The organism is Actinoplanes sp. NPDC051851, assembly GCF_040681165.1.
In the GTDB taxonomy this organism is placed as follows: domain Bacteria; phylum Actinomycetota; class Actinomycetes; order Mycobacteriales; family Micromonosporaceae; genus Actinoplanes.
This window is the reverse complement of record NZ_JBFAYF010000004.1, coordinates 121,979-147,072: the sequence shown is the minus strand read 5'-3', so window position 1 is coordinate 147,072 and position 25,094 is coordinate 121,979. Positions and strand designations below refer to the sequence as shown.

Sequence of the window (25,094 nt, the reverse complement as noted above, 5' to 3'; positions counted from 1 at the left end):
ATACGAAACCTCAGCACTCGATGACGTTGACCGCGAGACCTCCGCGCGCCGTCTCCTTGTACTTGGACTTCATGTCGGCGCCGGTCTCCTTCATGGTCTTGATGACCTTGTCGAGGGAGACGTGGTGCCGCCCGTCGCCGCGCAGCGCCATCCGGGCGGCGGTGACGGCTTTGACGGCGGCCATCCCGTTGCGCTCGATGCACGGGATCTGGACCAGGCCGCCGATCGGGTCGCAGGTCAGGCCCAGGTTGTGCTCCATGCCGATCTCGGCGGCGTTCTCCACCTGCTCGGGGGTGCCGCCGAGGACCTCGGCCAGCCCGGCCGCGGCCATCGCGCACGCCGAGCCGACCTCACCCTGACAGCCCACCTCGGCACCGGAGATCGACGCGTTCTGCTTGAACAGCATCCCGATCGCACCCGCCGCGAGCAGGAACCGGACCACCCCGTCGTCGTCGGCACCGGGCACGAACCGCGTGTAGTAGTGCAGCACGGCCGGGATGATCCCCGCGGCACCGTTGGTCGGCGCGGTCACGACCCGTCCGCCGGCCGCGTTCTGCTCGTTCACCGCCATGGCGAAAACGGTCAGCCACTCCATCGCGTGCCGCTCGGGATCGCCGGCGGCACGCAGCTGGCGCGCGGTCACCGCCGCACGACGGCGGACGTTCAGGCCGCCGGGGAGTAGCCCCTCGGTGGTCAGGCCCGCGTCGACGCACTCCCGCATGACCTGCCAGATCCGCAGAAGACCGGTGCGGACCTCGGCCTCCGGCCGCTTCTCCGCCTCCTGCGCCAGCATCAGTCCGGAGATCGACAGACCGGTGGTTCGGGTGGCTGCCAGCAGTTCCTGACCGCTTTTGATGGTGTACGCGGCATCGGGTGCCGGTGCGCTGCCCGCTTCCACCACGAACCCGCCGCCGATGGAGTAGTACGTCCGGCTGGTCAGTTCGGCGCCGTTCCGGTCGTACGCGGTGAAGGTCATGCCGTTGGGGTGACCCGGCAGCGACCGTTTCCGGTGCAGGACCAGGTCGATCGCGACCTCGGGCCCGTTCAGCAGGGTCAGCCGGTTGCTCTCCGCCGTGATCCGCACGTCGACCGTCTCCGGCTCCTCGCCCATCAGCCCGAGCAGGACCGCACGAGGTGTTCCATGACCGATTCCGGTCGCGCCCAGTGACCCGAAGAGCTCGGCCTTCACCGCCGATACTTCCTCGTTCTTCACGAAAAATGTGAACATTCGGGCGGCGCGCATCGGGCCTACGGTATGCGAACTGGAGGGGCCGATGCCGACCGAGAACAGATCAAAAACGGAAACCATGGGACGCTCCTTGTGGGGGCCGGGGTTCTCCCGAGCAATACGCAGACGGCGCCCACCCGGATCGCGGGTGGGCGCCATCGACCGTAGTCCTAAGGATTACTTCAGGTAGACCCCGTCGGAACCCACCTTTCCGGGCGCCGGGTTCCCCGTCTGGTCGAGCACGTACACCCGCAGGTTGCCCTTGGCGTTCAGCGAGACGGTCAGCGAGCCGCCGGTGACCACCTGCTTGTCACCGGTGACCGCGTCGACGTACGTGCCGTTCGGGATGCCGGTGAAGGTCGCCCCGTACGAGACGGTGATCAGCGCGAAGCTGTCCACGCTCCCCGAGGTGTACCGCCGCTTGTACGCCATGCTCCCGCTGACGCCCTCGGTCGAGTACTGGCCGGATTGCAGCGCCGGGATGGCCCGCCGGATCTGATTGAGCCGCTGCACGTGCTTGACCAGCGGCTTGGCCAGCGTGGTGGCGACCGCCCCGGAGGCCGATCCGACCACGCCGTAGTCGCTCGCGGTGACCGTCCCCTCGACGTTGGCCCCGTAGTACGCCCGCCCGGTGTTCGCGAGGGGGCAGGAGGAGCCGCAGTCGATCTGCTTGCCGGCCTGGAACTCGATCTCCGAGCCGTAGTACAGCGTCGGGATGCCGCGGAACGTCCACATCAGCGCCATGTTCTCGGCCCACGCCTCGGTGCCGCCGGAGTAGCGGGTCGAGGACTTGTTCGGCCCGTAGTCGTGCGAGTCGACGTAGACCACGTTGTAGGTGGCGTCGTTGACCGAGTCGTCGGAGTCCTTGCCGTTGTTGAAGGCGTTCTGCGCGTCGCTGAAGTTCATGTGCATGCGCATGTCGATGATGTTCATGCCGGAGAACTGGCTGTGGTCCGGCGCGTGGTACGTGTTCCCCGACAGGAACGCGTTCGTGCTGGTCGGCTGATTGGCCGTACCCAAATTGTTCTCGTAGTTGTATTGCTCGATGGCGGCGGTGGCGTCGTCGTCGGAGTAGGTCGCGCGCTCCTTCCAGGTGAAGAACTGCGCCGAGTGGTTCACCGAGCCGCGGTTCCACTTGTCGTTGACGAACGCGGCCACCTCGCCGAAGACGTAGAACTCGTCGGCCTTGGCGGCGCCGTACTTCTCCACCAGGTGCTCGTGCATGGCGGGCAGGAAGCGGCGGTTCCAGGTGACCCGGGGGATGTGCACCGCGGTGTCGATCCGGAACCCGTCCACGCCCATGTCGATGTACTTGTTGTACGCGTCGATCAGATATTGCTGGACGGTGGCGTTCTCGGTGTTGAAGTCGGCCAGGTCCTCGTGCAGCCAGCAGGAGCGCGCGTCCTCGCCCTCCCAGTTCCCGATCCAGCACTGGTGGTAATAGGTCGACGGGAACGTCTTGTTGGTCGGGTACGGCCACTGGCAGTTGTAGAGCGTGTAGCCCTCGCTGCTCTTCGAGCCGGTGGCGGTGCCCCAGTTCGGGCAGGAGCTGGTCGACGGCTGGGTGCTGCTCCACACGTCGCCGTTGTAGGTGCGCCCCGCGCTGTTCTCCTCCAGCGGGTCGTACTCCTTACCGGCGACCTGCTCGCTGTAGTACGAGCTCCACTGGCTGTCCCGGACGCCGTATACCGTCGGCGTGAAGAGCCCGTTCGCGCCCCAGCGGGAGCTGTGGTTGTAGACCACGTCCTGGTAGATCTTGAGCCCCTTGGCGTGCGCCCCGTCGATCAGGTCCTGGTACGACGCCCCGTCCGACTCCAGCCGCGGGTCCACCCGGTAGAAGTCCCACCCGTGGTAGCCGTGGTAGTCGTAGTCCGACCGGTTCATCACCACCGGCGTGATCCAGATGGCCGAGAAGCCGAGCGCCTTGATGTAGTCGAGCTTGTCCACCAGGCCCTGGAAGTCACCGCGGAACATCGGGTCGCTGTTGGCCGCGTTGCCCGAGGAGACGTTCTGGCTGCCCCCGCGGTCGTTGCTGGTGTCGCCGTCGTAGAAGCGCGCGGTCATCACGAAGTAGATGCTGTCCTTGCGCGGATCGCCGCCGAGCATCTCGCCGCTCGTCACCGGCGCCTCGTCACCGGTGGTCACGCTCACCGAGGCGCTCGCGGCCGAGACGTTCCCGGCCGCGTCAAGAGCCTTCACGGTGTACGCGTACGAGGTCTGCGCCGAGAGACCGCGGTCGCTGTAGGCGTTGGTCGAGGACGAGAGCGTGGTCCCGTCGCTCCGGGTGATCTGGTACCCGACCACGCCGACGTCGTCGGTCGAGGCGGTCCAGGCCAGCGCGACGGTCGTGTTGGTGGCCTTCGCGGTCACCCCGGTCGGCGCCGACGGCGCGGTGGTGTCCGGCGTCGCGGTTGCGCAAGGATTGGTGGAACTTACAACGCCCGCGTTGACGACGACCGTGCCGGTGCCGAGCGAGTAGTTCTTCCCGGAGTTGTTGTCCCAGGTCCCGGAGCCGTTGTTGAACGTGGCCTGCCAGCTCGTGGCGGTGCCCAGGTTGACGGTCTCGGCGGCCCACCCCGTGCAGGCCGTCTCGTCCATCACCACGCCGGGCACCGTGGTCCACGATCCGTTCGTCGGTGCCCAGTGCAGGTACGTCGTGGCCCAGCCCGTCTTGTAGTAGACCGTCGCGGTGCTGCTCGCGGTGCTGCACGGCACCACCGACGAGACCGCGCCGCCGGAGATCGCCACCGTCCCGGTGCCGACGCTGTAGTTGTTCCCGGAGTTGTTGTCCCAGGTCCCGGAGCCGTTGTTGAAGACGACCTGCATCCCGCTCGCGGTGCCGAGGTCGATCTCCTTGGTGTACCAGCCCGAGCAGGCCGCGTACGCGGTCATCGCGACGCCCGGCACGGTGGTCCAGGAGGACGCCGGCTGGTAGTAGACGACGACCGTGTTGGCCGCCCGCGCGGCCGGGGCGTCCAGGAGCAACAGGGGTATCAGGCAGAGTGCGGCCAGGAGTCTTCGCAGCACGGGGAACCTCCAGAAGGGGGGATACACGTGCGTAGCGGGACGGCAATCCCGCGTTCACATGTTGCGCTGGACGGTAGCAACTTCTTTCAATCTCTGAAAGAGGTTCCCGTCAATATGCAAGAGCCGCTCAGTGGACCGCCAGCAGGCGGTCGGCGAAGGCGGCCAGCCGCTCGGCCATCGCCTCGTCGGTGACCAGGAACTGCAGCCCGATCTCCGGCCTCCCCTCGGTGACCATCGAGTTGACCACCCGCGCGTTGACGTCGAGCGACCCGACGCTGTTGCTCAGCTCCACGTCGACGGTGGTGCCCTCGGGGAACATCCCCTCCCGGGGGATCCCGATGCGCATGCCGCCCGCGCTGAAATTGACCAGCGTCGCCTCCACCGGCGACTGACCCGGCTTGCGCAGCGCGACCCGGCCGCCCGCCGCGATCCGGTCGTGCTCGCGCCGCTCCAGCTGGGTGGCGAGATCGGTCATCTGCTCGACCCGGCCCAGTGTCTCGGTCATCTGTGCGGAGAGCCGGTCCATCAGGGCGCCCTGCTCGGCGGCGACGGTGCGCAGCGAGGTGGCGGCGTCGCCCACCCCGGCGATGCCCTCGATCATCGTGGTGATGGTGTGCGCCATCGCGGTGGTGTCCCGCTCCAGGTCGTCGATGGTGCGGGTGATCTGGTCGGTCGACTCGGCGGTGTGCGTGGCGAGCTGCTTCACCTCGTCGGCGACGACCGTGAAGCCGTACCCCAGGTCGCCGGCGCGGGCCGCCTCGATGGTGGCGTTCAGCGCGAGCAGGCGGGTCTGGCCGGCGATGCCGGTGACCAGGGCCGCGGTCTGGGCCACCCGGCGCAGGCTCTCCTCCAGCGAGGTGATCACCTGCTCCGCCTCGCGCGCCTGCGCCACGATCGCGCCGGTCGCCGCGTCCGCGACGCTGATCCGCTCGTCGATCACCACGGACGAGCCGCGTACCTCGCTCACCTTCTCCTGGACCTGCCGCATCTCCTCGGCGATCACCCCGGTCGACTCGTCGATGATCTCCTGCGTACGCCGCCGGAATTGCGCCTCGGATTGCCGTTCGTGCAGGAAGCCGGCCCGCAGCTGCTGTTCCCGGGCGACCTCCGCGCCGGCCAGGGCGGTCTCCTGCTCCTGCAGCCGGGCCCGGGCCACGTCCAGCGCCCGGCCGATGTCGCCCATCTCGTCGCGGCCCTGCGGCAGGTCCCGGTGCGCCAGGTCCGACGCCGCGATCGCGGTCACCGCGGCGACGGTCTGCCGTACGTCGTGACCGGTCCGCCAGAGCACGCCGAACGCGCACCAGAGCGCCAGCAGGAAGCCGCCGATCGCGATCGCCAGGACGACCGCGCGCTCCACGGCGTAACCGGAGATCCGGGTCTCCAGCAGCTCGGTGAGTGCGGTGTTGAGCGGGCGTACGGCGGCGGTCGCGGCATCGGCCACCGCCACCGGATCGGCCGGGGTGGGTGAGCTGAGGCTGCCGGTCAGCGTGGTGGCGAGCGCGTCGACGGTGTCGGCGAGGGTGTCGACCGGGGCCAGCCGGTCGGCCAGCCGGGAGAGCTCGGTGTTCTTCCCGGCGGTCTCCACGTCGGTGCGCAGCGACTCCGCGGCCGAGGTCAGCTGCCCGGCCAGCACCGCCTGCGCGGCGACCGCCTGGCGGGTGGTCTTGCCGGTCAGCGGGGAGGCGCCCTCCAGGGCGGTGAGCACCGCGCGCGGCAGCTGGACCACCTGGGCGTCCATCACGTAGAACGAGTCCAGGTCGGGGTCGAGGATCAGGTTGGAGTTGTTCCCGATGCTGCCCACCAGTGCGGCCAGCGCCGTCGCGGTGGCGAGCCGGGCGGCGACGGTGTCCTCGGCGACGTCGGGGAGCTTCTGCGCCTCGTCCGAGACACCGAGTTCCGGGTACGCCGCGGCGGCCGTCCTGATCGCGTCCAGGTCCGGCGTACGGCCGGCCGCCGTGTCGGTCAGCGCGGTCAGCGCCGGCCGCAGCACCGCGGCGCCGTCCCGCTCGCTGTTGCTGAACGTGAGGTCCTTGGCCTTCTCCGCGGTGTACATCCCGGTGGCGATGCAGCCCGGGACCAGCAGCGCGAGAACCACCACCGCGAGACGGGCCCGTGTCCGGATCCGATCGGTGAGCGCCAGCACCGGGCGCAGCAGCAGCGGCGGCGCGCCGGTCACCGAGGTGTCGTTCCGCGTCGCCATCAATGCCCGCCCCGTCGGCCGCTCTGTCTGTCCTGTCGGTATTTTCCCGGTTTCTTCCCTCGACGCGCTGGAAAGGCGCAAATCCGTCGTTGCCTTTCCGTCGTCCCACCCATAACGTGATCTCCGTCACCGTCAATGGAGCGGGGTCTCATGAGAGCTGCGGGCAGAACGCTGGTCGTGACCGGCGCGGGCGGCGACATCGGCCGTGCGGTCACACTGGAGGCCCTGCGCCGCGGCGCCCGGGTCGCCGCCGTCGACGCCGACCCGGTCGCCCTGCGCGCCACCGCGGCCCAGGCGGTCTCCGCCAACGCCCTCTCGATCCACGAGGCCGACCTCACCGACCGCGCGGCCGTCCGGGAACTGCCCGCCCGGATCATCGCCCGCTGGGCCCAGATCGACGGCGTCCTGCACTGCGCCGGGACCGCCCAGCCCGTCGCACCGCTCGCCGACCTCGATGACGAGACCATCGACCGGGTCTTCGCGGTGAACTGGTCCGGCACGCTGCACGTGTCCCGGGCGTTCCTGCCAGTGCTGCGGACCCGCCCCGAGGCCCACCTGGTCACCGTCGCCAGCCTGGGCGGCGTCCTCCCGGTGCCGGGCCAGACCGTCTACGGCGCCGCGATGGCCGCCGTCCGGCTGCTGACCGAGGGCCTGCACGCCGAGTGCGCCGGCACGAACGTCCGGGTCACGCTCGCCCTGCCACCCGCACCCCTGCCGGGCGCCGCGACCACCACCCCGGAGCGCGCCGCTCGCGACATCCTCACCGGCATGGAACGCAACGCGTACCGCATCCTGCTCGGCCGCGACGCCCGCCTGATGGACCGCCTCTACCGCCTCACCCCACGCCGCGCCGTCACCCTGCTGACCACCCACCTGCGCCGCCTGAGCGCCGCCCCCGCCCGCTGACCGCCCGCGCAGTGTCCGCGTGCGTCCGCACGGCAGGGGTGGCCGGGGGTGGCCGAGGGTGGCCGGGCCGAGCCGGATCGCCGACGTCATCGTTTCGGCTCGGCAGGAAGCGAAAGGGGGCGGCCGTTCGATGCGGGCGGTTCGCCGCGCTGCGGGAAATGCTTTCAGCAGCGTTATGAGCGAACGCTGAAGACTTGGGGACCCGAGCTTCCCGCGCGGATCAGCCCTAGTGTGACTGCGGGTAGACCCAGTCGTACCGTCATGGTTTGAACGGCCTCGCGAACAAATGGAATCACGGATATGACCGCAGTTTTCTCGACGAATCTCTGGATGACATCGGACTCTGCGTAAGCGCTCGCCTCCGGCGACAGGAATGAGAACGTCTGGAGAAGGGAGAGGCCGAGTGCTGCAACCCGGTGCCCGGTTGTCGAGCTGAGAGTCGAATCGAGATCCCATTTGAACTGGATCGTTTCGCCATCATGACGAAACTCGACGCTGAAAACTGGTTCGAACTCTTGAATCTCCCTCGCCTGGAAGTCGACGAGTTCGCTGTGCCAGCGCACCACCCGGATGTCCATGAGCTCTACGCCTTGAACGAGCCGCCACAGCGTGGAGTCGCTCTCGGTGGTCGATGACCGGACGGTTTCGGTCACGAATCCTCCCCGGCTCTGACGGAGATCTTCTCGTGCCATGCCGTCGCTGATGAATACTCCGGAACGATTTCGCCGACCTGGCATTTGTCGCTGAACCCCGACGTCGTGGGATGCTGCGGCATCCTCGTCAGGGGCGTGTAAACCCCCGCGGTCGCCTGCTGCCATTCGCGATCGATCGGTCCGGCCACTCGATGCAACGAGGCGTTGACCTCGGCCATCTGGGCGGCCGACAGGGCCTCTTCGTCGTCATGCAACCCGAAATATCGGAGCCAGTCGTTCACCGGCGCCCATTGCCACAGGCGTTGTGATCCTCGTTCGCCGCCGCCCGAGGAGCCGACCGGATCCGGGAAGTTGCCAGGTCCGCGCTTGCCGTCGACCCAGAGGCGAACAGCTTCGCGAGTCACCCCGACGCGCTTGGCGATGTCGGAGACGCCGACGAGATCCTGATCGACCTCGGCGATCCGTGCGCCGCTCAATGATCCGACGATCTCCCGAGCCGCCTGTGAGGCGGCGCCGACGGGGTTACCTTCGGTGTGGGTGACAGCGAGCGTGCGGCCGTCGATCTCGATCCACGAAAGATGATCGAGATACTCGCTGATTGCGGCGAACGTCGCGTCGTCGTCGAGGTCTACGCCAGTGACACGCAGGGCAATCCGGTACAAGGTGGCCTCCCGGTGCGCAGCTGTCTTTCGATGCTATAGCCAACGTTGGCAAACGCCAACAGGTTACGACTATCTGGGATCGAGTCGCAGCCGGAGGCTGACAATGCGACCTTTCGTGGCGACAACTCTGGCCTTTAGAGTGATCAGCGTGGGATCATGCCGGTTGCGTGCCTTGTCGGCGACGTCGGCCGCCTCCTCCATGCGCTCTTCCGCGAGAGTGACGTAACTGCCCGGTGATCCGTCCGACCCGCCTGCTTCGGCGCCCCGGACCCAGCCGCGCTGGGTTAGCGTTCGAGCCTCCGCGTCGAACTTTTGTGCTATTTCCATGATTCGGTCGACCTCCTCCGCGCTGACCGTGGCCAACGCCAGCAGATCCTGGGCCTTCTGCCAGGCTTCCTCGGAGCCGGCCGTCGCTTCTTCCGCGTCCAGAAAGTCCTCGGCTGCGTCGAGAAGCTTTTCTGCGCCGTCTACCAGACCATGTGCGTACGACAGGTCGGTTGTCTGGTCGGCGTGGTGGTGCGGGCAGTCGCGAAAGGCGCGAAGGATGTCCTTTGCGCGGTCTTCCGGTCTTTGGGGTGTCGTGAAAATCGGAACTTTGCATACAGCGCCGCCCGGCTCCACTCGCCGACAGAAAATACGGCCGAATCCGTGGCCAAGGGTTTTGCGGAGATGCCAGCCGCCGCGACGAGCTCGATCAATCGCCTCACGCATAGATGGATTCTGATGTTTCGGCCACTGGTCGTCCGGTCCGTACCAAAGATCATCTCCGCCCGGTGGCGCCACGCGTCCGACCTCGATTCGGAATTTCAGCTGTCCCCGTCAAAGCCCTCGGGCTTGAATGGCCAGTCTAGACCCGTGTCTTCCCCGGGGCCACGCGGCGGGTCTCGTGTGGATGGTGTCGTCTGCCGTCCGTAATACCGAGCGGGTGGCGACTGTCCTGCCACTGGCAGGACGGCTTACCGATGTGAATTTGTTGTCGATGTGAACTAATCACCGCTTCTGGGGCCTGGGTTGGACCGAGGCTCTCAGGAAAGCGCTCGAACGGGGTTCTCGTCGAAGCGGTGGGGGCGATTCCGCCGCCGCGAAGTTTATTTCCGGAGCGGGACTGCCCGGGATTGGCTCCGGTAATGAGGAAAGAGTCTCCGCGACCGGTTCCGGGACTCTCTGTAATCGAAAATTCAGCGAATAGTGTCGGGTCGAGGTGGTTCTGGCCGGCGCGAGGGTCAGGTGGCGACGTGGAGGAGGGTGGTGGCGGCGAAGAGGAGGAGGGTGCCGAGGGCTGTGGAGCCGAGGATCAGGCGGGTGGCCAGGGTGATGTCGGCTCGCAGGGCCGTGTGGAGTTCGGTGTAGGGGCGTGTGGTGCAGAACGCCGGGCCGGAGCGGGGGAGGTCCAGGCCGTCGGGGGTGAGGCGGCCGGAGACGAAGACCGGGAGCGCGAGGGGGAGGCGGGTCTCGGTGAGGACCAGGCTCTCGGAGCGGCGCAGGCCCGCGACCACGTCGGGTGGGACCAGGGCGGGCAGCGGGACCGGGGCCGACGTGCGGTAGGTGAGCCGGGTGACCACGTACGGGACCGGGTGCTCCGGTGGGCGGCAGACCAGGGCGGGGGAGAGCGGCAGGCGGCCGGTGGCGTCGAGGAGTGCGGGGCGGTCCGGTGCGGAGGCCTCCAGGAGCAGGTCCTGGCTCAGGTCGGAGTCGCGGCGGCTGGGCTCGCGGGTGAGACGTACCGAGTACCACGCGCACTCGTCGCCGCTGACCGGAGCGATCTGGATGCCGGCCGGGCCCGGGGCGGTGACGCCCTCGGCGGCGAAGCGGCCCCGCGACACCGGCCGCGAGCCGGCCTGGACCGTCCCGGCGACCGCCGGGGTGGCCAGGGCGGCCGGGACGATCGAGGCGATAGGGGCGGGCGGCACCCGGCGCAGCAGGCGGACCGCGCGCCGATCGGCGAGGTTGAGCAGGAGGAAGATGCCCGCGCCGCCGAGGAGCAGGAAGCCGGCGCAGGCTGCCAGGGTTCCGGCGAGCACCACGCCGTCACGGTAGTACCACGCTTCCACAACGGACAGTGAGTAGAGCGGGCGGCGAAGCGCCGTGGTGAGCCGCGGCCCGATCCCAGCGATGCTTTTGGCCGCATTGTGTCGTGGTTGTATCGAGATCTCGTTACAGGCGGTAAGTCGTTTGACAACGGGCCGCATCGGTCAGCCATAGTGGACCATGGCACATCGCAGCCGGCTCTCCACGATCCTGATAGACACGCCAGGCGGCGACGCCCCCGCGGCGGCCACCTTCTGGTCCGCGGCCCTGGGCGTACCGGCGCGGGCGGTGCCGGGGGAGGCACAGTTCACCTCGCTGCCCGGCGCGCTGCCCGACCTGACCCTGGCGGTGCAGGCGGTGGACGACGCGGCCCGGTTCCACATCGACATCGAGACGGACGACGTGGAGGCGGAGACCGAGCGGCTGATCGCTCTCGGCGCGGTCCCGGTGGGGCAGTGGCTGGACTGCCACACGCTGCGGGCGCCGGGCGGGCACCTGCTCTGTGTGATCCCGCGGCACAGTGAGCCGGAGGTCTTCGAGCGGCTGGCCCAGGTCTGGGAGTGAGCTCCGGAGAGCGTCTTCCGGGCGGTAACGACGGCGGCGCGGTGCGGGTCGGTGACACCGTACGGCGGGTGGCGGGAGCGTGGACGCCGAGCGTGCACCTGCTGTTGCGTCACCTGGAGTCGACCGGATTCGATCGGGTGCCGCGGGCGCTCGGCCTGGACGATCAGGGACGGGAGACGCTCAGCTATCTCGACGGCGAGGCGATCGGGCACCGCCGGCCGTGGCCCGCGTGGGCGCACAGCGACGAGGCTCTCCTCGAGGTCGCCGGGTGGCTGCGGGACTTCCACACGGCCGTGGCCTCCTTCGTGCCGCCGCCGGGCGCGGTCTGGCGCGGCGGGGAGACGTGGCGGCCCGGGCTGATCATCGGGCACAACGACGCGGCGCCGTACAACGCGGTCTGGTCCGGCGGGCGCCTGGTGGGGTTCTTCGACTGGGACTTCGCGGGGCCGGTGACGCCGGAGTGGGATCTGGCGTTCACCGCGTTCTCCTGGGTGCCGCTGCACGCCCGGCACGTGGTCGAGGCGGAGGGGTTCACCGCGTTCGAGGACCGGCCGCGGCGGCTGCGGATCTTCCTGGACGCGTACGGCTGGGAGGGCGATCTCGGGGCCTTCGTCGAGACGGTCCGGCGCCGGGTCCTCGCGTCGGTGGACGGCATCCGGCGGGCCGCGGCGGCGGGGGAGCCCGCGTACCGGCGACTGATCGCCCTCGGCGCGGACCGGAACCTCGCGACGGCCGTCGCCGAGCTGGACGGATTCCCGGTGTAGCCGGAGGCCGGTCAGTAACCTGACCGACATGGCGGACCTCGAAGCTGGCCGGATGACGGACGGCTGTGCGGGGTGGCAGGGACACATCATCGTCTGTGGGCTGGACGGGGTTGGGCTGCGGATCGTGGAGCAGCTCTACCACGCGGGTGTCCGGGTCGTGGTCGTGGAGGACGACGCGGATCCACGGCTGGTCAAGGTCGCCCGCGGATGGGGTGTCCCGGTGGTGGCCGGGAGCCCGCGGCTGCTGGAGACGCTCGGCGAGGCGGGCCTGGCCGGCGCGGTCGCGGTGATCTGCGTGCAGATGGAGGACCTGCACACGCTGGAGACGGCGCTGCTCGTCCGGGAGCGGCGGCCGGACGTCCGCGTGGTGGTGCAGCTGGACAACCCGGCGGTGGGCCGGGCGCTGGCCGCGCTCTCGATCGCGGTGCTGGACGTGGCCGGGCTCTCCGCGCCCTCGGTGGTGGAGGCGTGCCTGCGGACCGGGACGCACGATCTGGACCTGGACGGGCAGCGGTTCGTGGCGGCGCATGTCGTCGCGGACCGGACCGGGACGCTGCGCTCCTGCTACGGGGATCTGGCGCCGCTCGCGGTACGCCCGGCCGACGGCACCGGCATGGAGGTCTGCCCGGGACGCGACCACCCGGTGTGGCCGGGTGACCGGATCACGCTGCTCGGCACGCCGGACGAGCTGGCGGCGGCCGGTGTCCGCGACGGTGACGAGGATCCGGTGGAGCGCGGGCCGAACCGGCTGCGGCAGGCGGCGCACTTCGCCGAGTCGGTGCTGCACGCTCTGGACCGGCGGATCGTGGTCGCGCTCGGGGCGCTGCTCGGACTGCTCACCCTCGCGATCGTGGTGTTGCGGCTGGGGTACCGGAACGCGGACGGGTCGCACATGAGCGTGGTCGACGCGACGTACTTCGGGGTGGAGACGATCGCCACGGTCGGGTTCGGCGACTTCTACTTCCGGGACCAGCAGACCTGGCTGCGGTGCTTCGCGATCGGGCTGATGGTGCTCGGGGTGCTGCTCGGCACCAGTTTCTTCGCGCTGCTCACCAACACGCTGGTCACGCTGCGGCTGGCCGAGGCGCTGGGCAACCGGCGGCTGGACCGGCTGGCCGGGCACGTCGTGGTGGTCGGGCTCGGGTCGGTGGGCGTACGCGTGGTGGAGCGGCTGCGCGCGGCCGGTACCGAGGTGGTGGTGATCGAGAGCAACGAGAACAACCCGTACGCGGCCCAGGTGCGCGACTCCGGGGTGCCGGTGCTCTTCGCGGACGCGACGACGCCCCGCACGCTGGACCGGGTGCAGCTCGGCAGCGCCCGCGCGGTCGCCGTGCTGACCAGCGACGACCTGGTCAACCTGGAGACCGGGCTGGCGGTCCGCGACCAGCTCGGCGACCGGTGGGGCGAGGTGCCGGTGGTGCTGCGGTTGTTCGACCGTACGCTGGCCGCGACCGTGGAACGGACCTTCGGGCTGGGCCTGGCGCGCTCGACGGCGGCGCTGGCGGCACCCTGGTTCGTCGGGGCGGCGCTCGGGCTGGACGTGATCGCCACGTTCTACGTCGGGTCGCAGCTGATGCTGGTGGGGCGGCTGACGGTGGCGCCGGGCGGCGGGCTGGACGGGCTGGCGATGCAGGACCTGTCGGCGCGGACCCGGGTGGTGGCGATCAGCCGGCAGGCGGCCGGCGGCACGCTGGAGCACCCGCCGCGGCGGGACACCCGCTTCGCGGCGGGGGACCGGGCGTACCTGATCGGTCCCTACGAGGAGTTGCTGCAGGTGCTCCGCAGGGACACGCTCTCCGCGGCCGACCTGCCTACCCCGCCGGCGCCGGTTGAGCGGCCGCTGACGCGAAACCGTCCTGGGCAGGGGTGAGTAGGCGGCGCAGGGAGAGCGCCAGCAGCGACGCGACCAGGCACCCGGTGAGGAGCAGGCCGATCCAGAGCGTGCCGTGGCCGGCGCCGATCAGTGGGCCGGCGCTGATCGGGCCGATGATGCCGCTGATCCCGAAGTTGATCGAGTTGACCGCGTTGTAGCGGCCGCGCAGCTCGTCGGTGGCGAGCGCGTTGGTGAGGGCGGGCATCACCGGCTGGAGCAGGGTCTCGCCGAGGCTGAAGACGACCGCGCAGCCGATCACCGCGAGCGCGGCGGCGAGCGGGGCACCGGAACCGGCCAGGCCGCCGGCGCCGAGGACCAGCCAGGAGAGGCCGAAGAGCGCGCCGACCATGCTCAGCGCCAGGCTGCGGCTGCGTCCCTGGAGCAGGCGTACGACGGCGAGCTGGGCGAGCACGATGGTCACCGAGTTGGCGGCCAGGGCGAGCGAGACGACGCGCGGGCTGACGTCGGCGACGCGTACCGAGAAGGCGGCGAAGCCCACCTCGACCTGGGCATACCCGCAGGTGGTGAGCACCAGGCCGAAGAGGACCAGACGGCGGAAGGGGCGGTCGCGCAGGACCGTGCGGTAGCCGCCGGTGACCCGGGCGGGTGACGGGTCCCGGGCGATGCGGCCGCCCACGCCGGGCATGGTGAGCAGGATGGCGAGCGGGACCAGGAAGGTCGCGCCGTCGAGCAGGTAGATCAGCTGGAAGGTGGCCGGGCGGGTCACGTCCACGATCGCGCCGGCGATCAGCCCGCCGACCGCGACACCGAGGTTGAGCAGGGTGAACTGCAGGCCGAAGACGCGCTGCCGCTCCTGTTCGCCGGTGAGCGTGGTGAGCAGGACGGTGTTGCCCGACCAGGCCGGCGCGTTACCGGCGGCGGCCACCGTCAGCGCGGCGAAGACGGTGAGCGGGGTCGCCGCGAAGGCCAGCGCGAGACTGCCCGCGAGCTGGGCGGTGGTGCCCGCGATCAGTACCGGGCGGGCGCCGTACCGGTCGATCAGCGTGCCGGAGATCGGGGAGCCGGCCAGCACCACCACACCGAACCAGCCGACCGCGATGCCGGCCAGCGCGTCGGAGAGTCCGCGGACATCGGTCAGGTAGATGAAGAGGAAGGGCAGCGTGAGCCCGCGCCCGATGAACGAGAGCAGGACACCGGCGAGGAGACGCCGCGCTTCCGGGCGCTGGGGGAGCATCGATCGATCCTCGCGTATCGATGGTGCCGGCGAAACGGAATTAGCGTGGGGGTGGACGGGCTTGGAACGGACATGACCGCATTCGATCCCCGCGACCTGCTCGCGGACAGCAAGATCGGTGTTCTCGCCACCATCAAGGCGGACGGGCGCCCGCAGCTCTCGCCGGTGACGCCGTACTACGACCGGGAGCGGGACGCCATCCTGGTCTCGGTCACCGCGGGACGGGCCAAGACCGCCAACCTGCGCCGGGATCCGCGCGCCGCCCTCCAGGTGACCAGCGCGGACGGGTGGTCGTGGGCCACCGCCGAGGGCATCGCGACGCTGACCGGGCCGGGCGCCGACCCGGACGGGCCGGAGGTGGCGGCGCTCGTCGATTACTACCGCGCGGCGGCGGGCGAGCACCCGGACTGGGCGGAGTACCGGTCGGTCATGGTCGCCGACCGGCGGGTGTTGCTGACCATCACAGTGGATCACGTCTATGGAGCGCGGCTGAGATAGATACTTGCGCCCGTCCGGTAGCCTCCGTCGCGCCATGACGGTTGGGGGACGGGAGAACTTGGTGAGGCGCAGGAATGTCCTGATCAGCGCCGCTACTGCGGTAGTGGCGCTGGCCGGGTGCTCGGAGACGGCGGAGCAGACCGGGACACCCGGTCTGGAAGCCCGCGGAACAGTGCTCACCACGGTCCAGCCCACCCGGCAGGACCTCACCGACAAGCTCAGTCTGAGCGGGAAAGTGGAGATCAACCCGGTCTTCGGGATCGCCGCGCCGGCCGACGGCGAGCTGCGCTACATGGACAGGCGGCCGGCGAAGACCGCGGCCGCCTCGCCGATCTGGGTGGCGACAGTCTGGGACGAGAAGGGCGCGCCCCGGCGGGTCAACATCCCGAAGGGCTCGATCCTGGCCGGCCGGCTGCTGGAGGACCACGCCGACGTCACCGCCGGGATGCCGGTCATCTCGGCCACCCACGCCGGGTACGCCATCGTCGCCGACATCGACAGCGCGTCGGCGTACCGGGTCTCCGGGGCCGCGAAGTCGGTGAAGGCGCAGATCAAGAACGGTCCCGGGCCGTTCACCTGCGAGACGCTCGGCACCATCGCGGCGCTGCCCGCCGGCACGATCCCGGCGGCCCCGGTCACCACCACCGAGCCCACCACGGGCGCCTCGGCCCCGGTGTCCGTGACCGAGGAGGAGACCACCACCGAGGAGGCCGGCTCCGAGGCGACCGGGATGCGGCTGGTCTGCGTGCCGGCCTCGAACGTCAAGCTGATCAACGGCGCCGACGTCACCCTGGAGGTCGTCACCAGCAAGGCGGAGGACGTGCTGACCCTGCCGGTCGAGGCGGTCGCCGGGGTGCAGGGCAAGGGCAAGGTCGACGTGGTGACCGGGACGGACCGGACCCGCACGACGGTGGACGTCACGCTCGGTATCTCAGACGGCAAGGTCATCGAGATCAAGAAGGGGCTGACCGGGGACGAGACCATCGCCGTACCGGGACCGGACCTGCCCGCGGCGACCGCGGAGAACGGCGAGGTGACCGGGTGACGGCTCTGATCGAGCTCACCGGCGTCACCAAGGTGCTCAAGGGCCAGGAGGAGCCCCGGACCATCCTCGACGGCGTCGACCTGCGGGTGGAGGCCGGCGAGAGCGTGGCGATCGTCGGGCGCTCCGGTTCCGGCAAGAGCACGCTGCTCAGCGTCCTCGGGCTCTTCGACCGGGCCGACTCGGGGACGTACGCGCTGGACGGGCGGGACATCAGCCGGCTGCCCGAGCGGCACGCCGCCCGGCTGCGCAGCTCGCACTTCGGCTTCGTGTTCCAGCGCTTCTTCCTGCTCAAGCACCTCACCGCGGCGCAGAACGTGGCGATGGCCCTGGTCAACGGGCAGGGCTGGCTGCCGCGCCGGGAACGGCGTACCCGGGTGATGACCGCCCTCGACCAGGTGGGGATCGCCCACCTGGCCAAGAACCGGCCCGCCAAGATGTCCGGCGGTGAGCAGCAGCGGGTGGCGATCGCCCGCGCCCTGGTCCGCGACCCGAAGGTGCTGCTCGCCGACGAGCCGACCGGCGCGCTGGACCTGGAGACCGGCACCATCGTGATCGAGGCGCTGCTGGAGGCGACCACCCGCGGCTGCGCGCTGATCCTGGTCACCCACGACCGCGACCACGCCGCCCGGATGGGCCGGACCGTCGACCTGAACGCCGGCGTGCTCACCGAGCGGGTGCCGGCATGATGCGCCTCTCCGGCCGGGCCCGCTCGGCGCTGATCATCGGCGTGCAGGGGATCCGGGCCCGCAAGACCCGCACGCTGCTCTCCATGGTCAGCCTCTTCCTCGGCGTCCTCGCCGTGGTGGTGGTGCAGGCCGGCGCGAGCATCGCGGAGCGCGCCCTCCTCGCCGACCTGGAACTCACCATGGGCCTGGACGGCACCAAGGTGATGAACACCGGCGGTTCGGCGCCCGGCGCCTCGCAGATCGTCGAGGACACGGTGGCCGGGCGGGACGACGCGGTCGCCATGGTCGGCGTCTCGGCGATCATCGGCGAGCCCGGTGTCCGCCCGGTCAACGAGGGCGCCTCCCCGATCGACCAGGACTGGGGTGGCGGCTCGATGGTCTGCGACGCGAGCGGGAACTGCACGGATCCGAACGAGGGGAAGCCGAAGGGGCAGGCCGTCGAGGTCCGGCTCACCGCGCTGACCGGGGACGTCCGGCGGTTCCGGCCGTACCGGCAGCAGTCGGGGGAGTGGCTCGACTTCGGCAGCCAGCCGATGCTGGCGCCGCGGCTGGTGCTGAACAAGGAGGCGGCGAAGGGGTTCGAGCGGTACCACGTGCCCGCCGAGATGCGGGTGCCCGGGGCCTCGGCGAACCTGACCCCGCGGTTCATCGGGGTGGTCGACGACGGTGACTACCAGCCGCGCGCCTACGTCCGGATGGACGAGCTCACCACCTGGCTGCCGTCCGCGCAGCTCTCCGACCCGAACAGCGGTACCGAGATGACCGTGGTGATGGCCGGGGCGACCCCGGTCGAGCAGGTGCTGACCACGAAGCTCAAGGCGATCGGCGTGGACAGCTACGTGGAGACCATCAACTCGCGCAAGGATCAGAAGGACCAGCTCAAGCTGATGCGGCTGATCTTCCTGTCGATGGCCGGGCTGGTGCTGCTGATCGGCGTGGCCGGCATCCTCAACGTCGGCCTGGCCACGGTCGGCGAGCGGGTCGAGGAGTTCGCGCTGCGCCGGGCGGTCGGCACGCCCCGCCCGCTGCTGGCCGGCATCGTGCTCGCCGAGACGCTGCTGACCGGTCTCTTCACCGCCGGGGCGGCGATCGGCTGCTGCGCGGCCGCGCTCAAGGTCGGCGTGATGCTGGCCGGCGACTCGATCCCGGCGCTGCAGGGCGTCGAGTTCCCGTGGGACGCGGGCGTCGCGGGTGTCATCGCGGGCCTGATCGCCGGCGTCCTCGGCGGTTTCGTCCCGGCGATCCGCGCCGCGGGCATCCCGATCGCCACCGTGATGCGCGCCTGATCGTTCCCGGTCACCGGCGCGCCGACAAAGCCGCGGCGCGCCGGTCAACCGTGGAAGGTCGCTCGGCCTCTCCCGCCGCCCAGGTCCAGCTCCAGCCGCTTCCAGCCCGCCTCGTTCAGGTGGGTGGTGCCGTGGAACTGGGCGCCGCAGAACTCCGCGTACCCGCCCTCGCAGCCGGTCAGGTCCAGGTCGACCAGGGTCGCACCGGAGAGCTCGAGACGCATGCCCGCCCAGCGGCCGCCGCGCAGCCGGCTCGCGAGGGTCTCCTGCTGCCGCCGCCGGTGCTCGATCACCCGTAGCTCCTCCGGGGAGAGCACGCCGGTCAGCGGGAAGGAGAGCGGGACCCGCAGGCTCGCGCAGATCGCGTCGACCACCTCCTGCCGCCGGTCCGGGTCCGCGTCGCCGATCGCGGCGAGGGCGACGGGATCGTTCCGGTACGCCCACTCCGCGCTCGCGACCAGGCGCTCCTCCTCGACCGACCAGCCCCACGGCCAGCTCACCGGCGCACCCGTGGAGACCGCGCCGGTCAGGTCGACGGCGGGGGAGCCGAGACCGGTCCCGCCGTGGAATCGTACGTGGGAGAAGTCCGCGGTCTCGGCGAAGCGCGCCTTCCCGAACCAGGCGGTCTCCCGGAAGGTCGCGCCCCGGAACGACACGGCCGCGTTGAAGCGTGCGCCGTCGCCGCCCTCCTCGTAGTCCTGGTAGTCGCCCATCAGCACGGCGACCGGCCAGTGCGGGTCGGCCTCGTTCACCTCGTCCCAGGGCAGTGGGGTGATCTCGTCGACGGTCTCCCAGGCTTCGTCGTCGTCCCAGAGCGACTCCTCGCCCCTGCCGAACCAGGCCATCCCGTCGAATCTCGCCCCGTCGAAGGATGCGGGACCACGGAAACGCGTACGGCCGAAGACGGCGACCGCACGGAAGCCGGCGTCGGTGAAGTCGACCGGACCGTCGAAGACCGCGCGGGCGAAGACGGCCGGGCCGGTGAACTCGGCGCCGGCGAAGGACGTCTCCCCGGTGAAGCGGGTGTCGGAGAAGTCCACCGCGTCGAGCCGCTGCCCGCTGAAGTCCATGGCTGAGCAGAATATCGGCGATCGTGACATGGGAGCGCTCCCATGTCACGATGATGTTTCGTCCTTCCGTCCTCGAAGGAGTCCCCCGTGCGCTTCCCCCGAAGACTGCTCGCCGCGCTCACCACCGTCGCAGTGACCGTCGTGCTCGCGCCCACCCCACCCGCCGTCGCCGCTGCCGCCACCGGCACCGGAACCGGCTACCTGCACACCAGCGGCAACCAGATCCTGGACAGCACCGGCGCCACCGTCCGGCTGACCGGGATCAACTGGTTCGGCATGGAGACCGACAACAAGACCTTCCACGGTCTCTGGTCCAGCAACCCGTGGCGGAACCAGATCGACACCATGGCCTCGCTCGGCTACAACACCCTGCGGGTGCCGTTCTCCGACGACGCGCTCGTCTCCGGCGCCGTCGCGACCAGCATCAACGACTACGTCAACCCGGACCTGACCGGCCTCTCCCCGCTGCAGATCCTGGACAAGGTCATCGCCTATGTGGGCACCAAGGGCATGCGGGTGATCCTGGACCGGCACCGCCCGACCGCGGCCGGCCAGACCGCGCTCTGGTACACCTCGGCCGTCCCGGAGAGCACCTGGATCGCGAACTGGACGGCGCTCGCCCAGCGCTACGCCGGGAACACCACGGTGATCGGCGCCGACCTGCACAACGAGCCGCACGCCGAGGGCACCAACCCGGCCGCCACCGGCGCCTGCTGGGGCTGCGGCGACACCGCGCGGGACTGGCGGCTCGCGGCCGAGCGGGCCGGCAACGCGATCCTGGCGGTCCAGCCGAACTGGCTGATCTTCGTCGAGGGTGTGAGCTGCCCCAGCGGCGGTCTCTCCAACGTCTGGGACGGCGACACCAGCAACGACGAGGACTGCGGTTGGTGGGGCGGAAACCTCTCCAAGGCAGGAGCTTTTCCGGTACGCCTGAACGTGGCGAATCGTCTCGTCTACTCCCCGCACGAGTACGCCACGTCCGTCTACCACCAGACCTGGTTCGACGACCCGACGTACCCGGCCAACATGCCGGCGATCTGGGACAAGTACTGGGGCTACCTCTATGAGCAGAACATCGCGCCGATCATGATGGGCGAGTTCGGCACCACGCTCGCCAGCGACATCGACAAGGTCTGGCTGGAGAACCTGCTCGCCTACACCAGCGGGATGTCCTTCACCTACTGGGCCTGGAACCCGAACTCCGGGGACACCGGGGGCATCGCCAACGACGACTGGACCACGATCAACACGGCGAAGCAGGCGATCATCTCGCCGTACCTGGTCGCGCCGGTCGGTACTTCGACGCCGGCCACCGCGGCGTGCACGGCGACGTACACGCAGAGCAGCGTCTGGACGGGCGGCTTCCAGGGCTCCCTCTCGGTCCGCAACGACGGTGGCGCCGCGGTCAACCCGTGGCAGGTGACCTGGACCTGGCCGTCCGGCGTGACGCTCGGCAGCGGCTGGAACGCCACGGTCAGCCAGAGCGGCACCACGGTCACCGCCACCGGCTCCGGCGCGCTCGCTCCGGGCGTCTCCGCCTCCGTCGGCTTCACCGCCAACGGCACCGCGACGGCCCCGGCGTCCGTGAAGCTGAACGGGACGGTGTGCTCGTGAAGGCCCTTCTCGCCATGGCATTGCTGGTCGCGGCCGGTGCTGTCGGCCTCTCATCCGCTGCCCGGGCGGCCACGACCTGCGACGTCGCCTACACCGTGAACCAGTGGGACACCGGGTTCACCGCCGACGTGAAGGTCACCAACACCGGACCGGCCGTCACCTCCTGGACGGTGAGCTGGACCTTCGCCGGGAACCAGCAGATCACCTCGGCCTGGAACGCCACCGTCACCCAGACCGGCACGGCGGTGACCGCGGCGAGCCTGGCCTGGAACGGCGCGCTCGCCACCGGTGCCTCGGCGAGCTTCGGCTTTCAGGGGACGTACTCCGGCACCAACGCCGTCCCGGCGGCCTTCACCTGCGGTCCGGTCGTCGTGGATCCGGCCCCTTCGACCTCGCCGACCTTTGACACGGACTGCCTCGGCACCGCTCTCTGCGACGGCTTCGAGAGCGGGCTCGGCAACTGGGCGGTGACCACGCCGGACTGCTCCGGGGCGGGCACCGCCGCGATCGACGGCACCGAGGCGCACACCGGCTCCGCGTCGCTGCGCATCGCCGGCGCGGCCGGGTACTGCAACCACGTCTTCGTCCGCAGCACCGGCATCCTCGGCGCCACGACGAACGTCTGGTACGTCCGCTACTGGGTCAAGCACACCACCGCGTTGCCCGCCGCCCACGTCACCGCCGTCGCGATGACCGACGCGAACGACAGCGGCAAGGACCTGCGGTTCGGCGGCCAGAACGGGGCGCTGCAGTTCAACCGGGCCTCGGACGACGCCACGCTGCCCGAGCAGAGCCCGGCCGGGGTGGCGCTCTCCGCCCCGCTGCCGGTGGACACCTGGACCTGTGTCGAGTTCAAAATCGACGGCACCGACGGCACCATGGAGACCTGGCTGAACGGGACCTCGGTGCCGGGCCTGCTGGAGGACGGCGTCGCCACCCACGACATCGACAGCCAGTGGCTCAACCGGACCTGGCGTCCCGCGCTCACCGACCTGAAGCTGGGCTGGGAGAGCTACGGCGACGGCGCCGACACCCTCTGGTACGACGACGTGGCGGTGGGAAGCACCCGTAACGGCTGCTGACGTTGTTTCACAACGGCCGGGCGCGGTGGCGCGCCCGGCCGTTGTGAACGGATCACGCAGCGGTGCAGGTCACCGCGGGGACGCTGTTGGTGCCGGTCCATGAACCGAGGAAGCCGAACGAGGTGCTGGCCCCCGCCCCGACGCTGCCGTTGTAGCCGACGTTCTTCGCGGTCACCGCGGAGCCGCTGCTGGTCACGGTGGCGTTCCAGGCGTTCGAGACGGTCTGGCCGTTCGCGTACGTCCAGGTCACCGTCCAGGAGCTGATCGCCGAGCTGCCGGCGGTCACCTTGACCTCACCCTGGAAGCCGCCGGTCCAGCTCCCGACGATCGAGTACGCCGCCGAGCAGGTCTTCCCCGTGGACGGAGAGGAAGAACTGGCCGACGGGGAAGCGGAGGAGGACGACGGCGAGGCGGTCGGTGACGACGTCGTCGTGGTTCCGAAGATCGTCGCCTGCTTCGCCGTGGCGGTGATCCCGTTCGCACCGTCGAAGATCCGGTGGCCCCAGGTGGTCTCCTGCGCCGGGTCGAAGCTGAGCACCATGTCCAGGATCGGGTCGGTGTTGCCCGACCAGGACCAGCCGATGTACCCGATGTCCCGGGCCACCGCCTCGGCGATCACCGTCTGGTCGTCGACCTGGCTGGAGTCGAACTGCCAGCCGAACTCGCCGATCACCAGCGGCCAGCCGTTGGTGCGGAACGTGTTCAGGTACGTGGTGATGGTCGAGGCCGCCGCGTAGACCGAGTACATGTGGATGGAGAGGACCGTGTTGTCCTGGGTGTCCGCGTCCAGCACCGTCTGCGCGTTGTTGAGCATGACGTTCTGCCAGTCCTGGCCCCAGTTCGGCGCGTCGATCATCAGCAGGTGCTGGAAGCCGTTGGTGCGCATCTTGGCGATCGCCGCGGTGGTGGCGGCGGTCCACTGCTCCGGGTTGGTGTTGCCGATCGGCTCGTTGCCGATGTTGATGGCGACGTAGTTCTCCTGGCCGACCAGCACATCCTTCAGGCTGATCCAGTAGTTCACCGCCTGGTCCAGCGTGTACGCCGCACTGTCCTCGCCGTACCCGGTGGTGTCGTGGTCCTCCAGCACGCAGATCAGCTTGTTCGCCTTGCAGAGCGCGATGACGTTGGCGACGTCGGTGGCGCTGTTGGCGGTCCAGCGCCCGCCGCTGAGCACCACCCGGACGGTGTTCGCGCCCCACGCCTTGATGTTGGCGAACGAGCTGGTCTGCCCGGTGTACCAGGTGTGCGCGTGGTTGACCCCGCGCATCACGAACTTGTTCCCGTTGGCCTCGTAGATGTCGGTGCCGACGACGTGCAGTCCGGTCGCCGCGTACGCCGGGTTCCCGAGGACCAGGAGCGAGCCGACGGCGGCGAGCAGGGCGGCACAGATGGCGATCAGGGCTCTTCGCATGTCTACCTTCCTTTTTGCTTCGATCTGCGTCGATGGGGAGCGCTCCCATAAGAGTCCGGATGTTTCTTAGTTTGGTCAAGATAGTGACAAGATCATTTCGGGTTATCGTGGACGCGTGCGCGCACTCGTCTTCACCGGGCCGGAAAAGGCCGAGGTCCAGGATGTCCCCGAGCCGGTCGCGGCCGAGGGTCAGGTCGTCGTCGAGGTCGGCCGGGCCGGCGTCTGCGGCACCGACGTCGAGCTCTTCACCGGCGAGATGAGCTACCTGCACACGGGCCAGGCGTCCTACCCGCTGCGCCCCGGCCACGAGTGGTCCGGCACGGTCATCGCCACCGGCCCCGGCGTCGACCCGTCCTGGCACGGCAGGCGGGTCACCGGCGACACCATGATCGGTTGCGGTGACTGCCGCCGCTGCCTGGCCGGCCGCCACCACATCTGCGCTTCGCAGCGCGAGCTAGGGATCCAGGACGGCCTGCCGGGTGCGCTCGCCGAACAGGTCACGGTCCCGGTCCGCCAGCTCCTTCCCCTCCCGTACGCCGTGGACGACGAGCTCGGCGCCCTCGTCGAGCCGGGCGGCAACGCGCTCCGCTGCGTCGAGGCCGCTCTCCTCTCCCCGGGCGAGCGCCTCCTGGTGATCGGCACCGGCGCGATCGGCCGCCTGGTCGCCATGTTCGCCCGCGCGCGCGGCGCCGAGGTCCACCTGCTCGGCGAGGCACCCCGCCCCGACCTGCCGCACGCCTGGACCCGCGACACCCTCCCCGACCTCCCGTGGGACGCCGTGGTCGACGCCTCCAACGGCCCCGGCATGCCCGCCCTCGCCGTCGACCTGGTCGAGCCGGGCCGCCGCGTCGTCTACATCGGCCTCTCCGGCACCCCGAGCCACATGGACACCCGCACGATGGTCCTGAAGGACGTCACCACGGTCGGCATCCTCGGCGCTTCCGCGGGCCTCGCGGGCACCATCGACGCCTACGCCCAGGGCTTGGTCGACCCCCGCCCCCTGATCGGCGCCACGATCTCCCTGGAGGAGGTCGCCGACGTCTTCCGCGGCCACCGCCCTTCATCCGTTGGCCCCGGCCCGAAGATCCTCGTCGACCCCCACCGCACCATCTGACACCCGCCGCCCGCCGCCCGCCGCCCGCCGCCCGCCGCCCGCCGCCCGCCGCCCGCCGCCCGCCGCCCGCCGCCCGCCGCGATCTTGGCAAGTTGGGGTTGATGTGTGGGCCGTGCTTGTCAAGATCTGGATGCGTTTCGGGCGGGCTGGTGGTCAGGGCTGACCCTGCTGGTCACATCTGGACCACC

General features: G+C 70.2%; 21 protein-coding genes. 11 read left to right on the top strand and 10 right to left on the bottom strand.

Annotated elements, in window-relative coordinates:
- Window positions 1–10: 10 nt before the first annotated feature.
- The 3 genes from AB0M08_RS06230 to AB0M08_RS06220 form a co-directional block, all read right to left on the bottom strand.
- The gene (locus AB0M08_RS06230) at window positions 11–1,309 is read right to left on the bottom strand and encodes an L-serine ammonia-lyase (protein ID WP_364489285.1); all 1,299 of its coding nucleotides are present in this window, start codon (window positions 1,307–1,309) and stop codon (window positions 11–13) included.
- A gap of 96 nt (window positions 1,310–1,405) precedes the next feature.
- Window positions 1,406–4,255, bottom strand: a complete 2,850-nt coding sequence (locus tag AB0M08_RS06225; RefSeq protein ID WP_364489282.1) for a carbohydrate binding domain-containing protein — start codon at window positions 4,253–4,255, stop codon at window positions 1,406–1,408.
- A 127-nt stretch (window positions 4,256–4,382) separates the two neighbouring features.
- Window positions 4,383–6,455 (bottom strand): methyl-accepting chemotaxis protein, encoded by a 2,073-nt coding sequence (locus AB0M08_RS06220; RefSeq protein ID WP_364489279.1) that lies wholly within the window; start codon window positions 6,453–6,455, stop codon window positions 4,383–4,385.
- A gap of 150 nt (window positions 6,456–6,605) precedes the next feature.
- On the opposite strand from AB0M08_RS06220, the gene AB0M08_RS06215 reads away from it, so the two are divergent.
- On the top strand, window positions 6,606–7,361 hold the full coding sequence (locus AB0M08_RS06215) for an SDR family oxidoreductase (RefSeq protein ID WP_364489276.1): 756 nt from the start codon (window positions 6,606–6,608) through the stop codon (window positions 7,359–7,361).
- Between the two features lie 173 nt (window positions 7,362–7,534).
- Here AB0M08_RS06215 and AB0M08_RS06210 read toward each other — a convergent pair whose 3' ends face one another.
- From AB0M08_RS06210 to AB0M08_RS06195, 4 genes are all read right to left on the bottom strand, one after another.
- The gene (locus AB0M08_RS06210; protein ID WP_364489274.1) at window positions 7,535–8,014 is read right to left on the bottom strand and encodes a hypothetical protein; all 480 of its coding nucleotides are present in this window, start codon (window positions 8,012–8,014) and stop codon (window positions 7,535–7,537) included.
- Window positions 8,011–8,676 carry a hypothetical protein gene (locus tag AB0M08_RS06205; protein WP_364489271.1) on the bottom strand — a complete coding sequence of 222 codons (666 nt, stop codon included), beginning with the start codon at window positions 8,674–8,676 and terminating at the stop codon, window positions 8,011–8,013. Before AB0M08_RS06205 ends, AB0M08_RS06210 begins: the two co-directional genes overlap by 4 nt.
- Window positions 8,677–8,745: 69 nt before the next feature.
- The gene (locus AB0M08_RS06200; protein WP_364489268.1) at window positions 8,746–9,387 is read right to left on the bottom strand and encodes a hypothetical protein; all 642 of its coding nucleotides are present in this window, start codon (window positions 9,385–9,387) and stop codon (window positions 8,746–8,748) included.
- Between the two features lie 512 nt (window positions 9,388–9,899).
- Window positions 9,900–10,700: a hypothetical protein gene (locus tag AB0M08_RS06195; RefSeq protein ID WP_364489265.1), complete on the bottom strand. Its 801-nt coding sequence runs from the start codon at window positions 10,698–10,700 to the stop codon at window positions 9,900–9,902.
- A 184-nt stretch (window positions 10,701–10,884) separates the two neighbouring features.
- Between AB0M08_RS06195 and AB0M08_RS06190 the strand changes: the two genes are divergently transcribed.
- The 3 genes from AB0M08_RS06190 to AB0M08_RS06180 are packed head-to-tail and all read left to right on the top strand — an operon-like array spanning window position 10,885 to window position 13,902.
- Window positions 10,885–11,268 carry a VOC family protein gene (locus AB0M08_RS06190; protein WP_364489262.1) on the top strand — a complete coding sequence of 128 codons (384 nt, stop codon included), beginning with the start codon at window positions 10,885–10,887 and terminating at the stop codon, window positions 11,266–11,268.
- A complete protein-coding gene (locus tag AB0M08_RS06185) occupies window positions 11,265–12,032 on the top strand; it encodes a phosphotransferase (protein WP_364489260.1) in 768 nt (255 codons plus the stop codon). The genes AB0M08_RS06190 and AB0M08_RS06185 overlap by 4 nt, the downstream gene beginning before the upstream one ends.
- Before the next feature lie 28 nt (window positions 12,033–12,060).
- Complete coding sequence (locus AB0M08_RS06180) at window positions 12,061–13,902, top strand: NAD-binding protein (protein WP_364489257.1); 1,842 nt, start codon at window positions 12,061–12,063, stop codon at window positions 13,900–13,902.
- On the opposite strand, the gene AB0M08_RS06175 is transcribed toward AB0M08_RS06180, so the two are convergent.
- On the bottom strand, window positions 13,844–15,187 hold the full coding sequence (locus AB0M08_RS06175; RefSeq protein WP_364489617.1) for an MFS transporter: 1,344 nt from the start codon (window positions 15,185–15,187) through the stop codon (window positions 13,844–13,846). The two genes, AB0M08_RS06180 and AB0M08_RS06175, sit on opposite strands and share 59 nt — an antisense overlap.
- Between AB0M08_RS06175 and AB0M08_RS06170 the strand changes: the two genes are divergently transcribed.
- From AB0M08_RS06170 to AB0M08_RS06155, 4 genes are all read left to right on the top strand, one after another.
- Window positions 15,173–15,598, top strand: coding sequence for a PPOX class F420-dependent oxidoreductase (locus tag AB0M08_RS06170; protein WP_364489614.1), 426 nt, complete (start codon window positions 15,173–15,175; stop codon window positions 15,596–15,598). The two genes, AB0M08_RS06175 and AB0M08_RS06170, sit on opposite strands and share 15 nt — an antisense overlap.
- Window positions 15,599–15,659: 61 nt before the next feature.
- On the top strand, window positions 15,660–16,643 hold the full coding sequence (locus AB0M08_RS06165; RefSeq protein ID WP_364489254.1) for an efflux RND transporter periplasmic adaptor subunit: 984 nt from the start codon (window positions 15,660–15,662) through the stop codon (window positions 16,641–16,643).
- A complete protein-coding gene (locus AB0M08_RS06160; protein WP_364489251.1) occupies window positions 16,640–17,329 on the top strand; it encodes an ABC transporter ATP-binding protein in 690 nt (229 codons plus the stop codon). The genes AB0M08_RS06165 and AB0M08_RS06160 overlap by 4 nt, the downstream gene beginning before the upstream one ends.
- Complete coding sequence (locus AB0M08_RS06155) at window positions 17,326–18,615, top strand: ABC transporter permease (RefSeq protein WP_364489248.1); 1,290 nt, start codon at window positions 17,326–17,328, stop codon at window positions 18,613–18,615. The genes AB0M08_RS06160 and AB0M08_RS06155 overlap by 4 nt, the downstream gene beginning before the upstream one ends.
- Window positions 18,616–18,659: 44 nt before the next feature.
- Here the strand turns inward: AB0M08_RS06155 and AB0M08_RS06150 are convergent, their stop codons facing one another.
- Window positions 18,660–19,685 (bottom strand): pentapeptide repeat-containing protein, encoded by a 1,026-nt coding sequence (locus AB0M08_RS06150; RefSeq protein ID WP_364489245.1) that lies wholly within the window; start codon window positions 19,683–19,685, stop codon window positions 18,660–18,662.
- A 132-nt stretch (window positions 19,686–19,817) separates the two neighbouring features.
- Between AB0M08_RS06150 and AB0M08_RS06145 the strand changes: the two genes are divergently transcribed.
- The gene (locus AB0M08_RS06145) at window positions 19,818–21,299 is read left to right on the top strand and encodes a cellulase family glycosylhydrolase (RefSeq protein WP_364489611.1); all 1,482 of its coding nucleotides are present in this window, start codon (window positions 19,818–19,820) and stop codon (window positions 21,297–21,299) included.
- On the top strand, window positions 21,296–22,381 hold the full coding sequence (locus AB0M08_RS06140; protein WP_364489242.1) for a cellulose-binding domain-containing protein: 1,086 nt from the start codon (window positions 21,296–21,298) through the stop codon (window positions 22,379–22,381). Before AB0M08_RS06145 ends, AB0M08_RS06140 begins: the two co-directional genes overlap by 4 nt.
- Before the next feature lie 52 nt (window positions 22,382–22,433).
- Here AB0M08_RS06140 and AB0M08_RS06135 read toward each other — a convergent pair whose 3' ends face one another.
- The gene (locus AB0M08_RS06135; RefSeq protein WP_364489239.1) at window positions 22,434–23,792 is read right to left on the bottom strand and encodes a cellulase family glycosylhydrolase; all 1,359 of its coding nucleotides are present in this window, start codon (window positions 23,790–23,792) and stop codon (window positions 22,434–22,436) included.
- 115 nt (window positions 23,793–23,907) lie between these two features.
- On the opposite strand from AB0M08_RS06135, the gene AB0M08_RS06130 reads away from it, so the two are divergent.
- On the top strand, window positions 23,908–24,906 hold the full coding sequence (locus AB0M08_RS06130) for an alcohol dehydrogenase catalytic domain-containing protein (RefSeq protein ID WP_364489236.1): 999 nt from the start codon (window positions 23,908–23,910) through the stop codon (window positions 24,904–24,906).
- Window positions 24,907–25,094 lie beyond the last annotated feature (188 nt).

Coding starts and splice junctions, on each gene's coding strand:
- AB0M08_RS06155 (WP_364489248.1), top strand. CDS start 17,326: ATGATGCGCCTCTCCGGCCGGGCCCGCTCGGCGCTGATCATCGGCGTG.
- AB0M08_RS06180 (WP_364489257.1), top strand. CDS start 12,061: ATGGCGGACCTCGAAGCTGGCCGGATGACGGACGGCTGTGCGGGGTGG.
- AB0M08_RS06170 (WP_364489614.1), top strand. CDS start 15,173: ATGACCGCATTCGATCCCCGCGACCTGCTCGCGGACAGCAAGATCGGT.
- AB0M08_RS06220 (WP_364489279.1), bottom strand. CDS start 6,455: ATGGCGACGCGGAACGACACCTCGGTGACCGGCGCGCCGCCGCTGCTG.
- AB0M08_RS06190 (WP_364489262.1), top strand. CDS start 10,885: ATGGCACATCGCAGCCGGCTCTCCACGATCCTGATAGACACGCCAGGC.
- AB0M08_RS06150 (WP_364489245.1), bottom strand. CDS start 19,685: ATGGACTTCAGCGGGCAGCGGCTCGACGCGGTGGACTTCTCCGACACC.
- AB0M08_RS06135 (WP_364489239.1), bottom strand. CDS start 23,792: ATGCGAAGAGCCCTGATCGCCATCTGTGCCGCCCTGCTCGCCGCCGTC.
- AB0M08_RS06215 (WP_364489276.1), top strand. CDS start 6,606: ATGAGAGCTGCGGGCAGAACGCTGGTCGTGACCGGCGCGGGCGGCGAC.
- AB0M08_RS06230 (WP_364489285.1), bottom strand. CDS start 1,309: ATGGTTTCCGTTTTTGATCTGTTCTCGGTCGGCATCGGCCCCTCCAGT.
- AB0M08_RS06200 (WP_364489268.1), bottom strand. CDS start 9,387: ATGCGTGAGGCGATTGATCGAGCTCGTCGCGGCGGCTGGCATCTCCGC.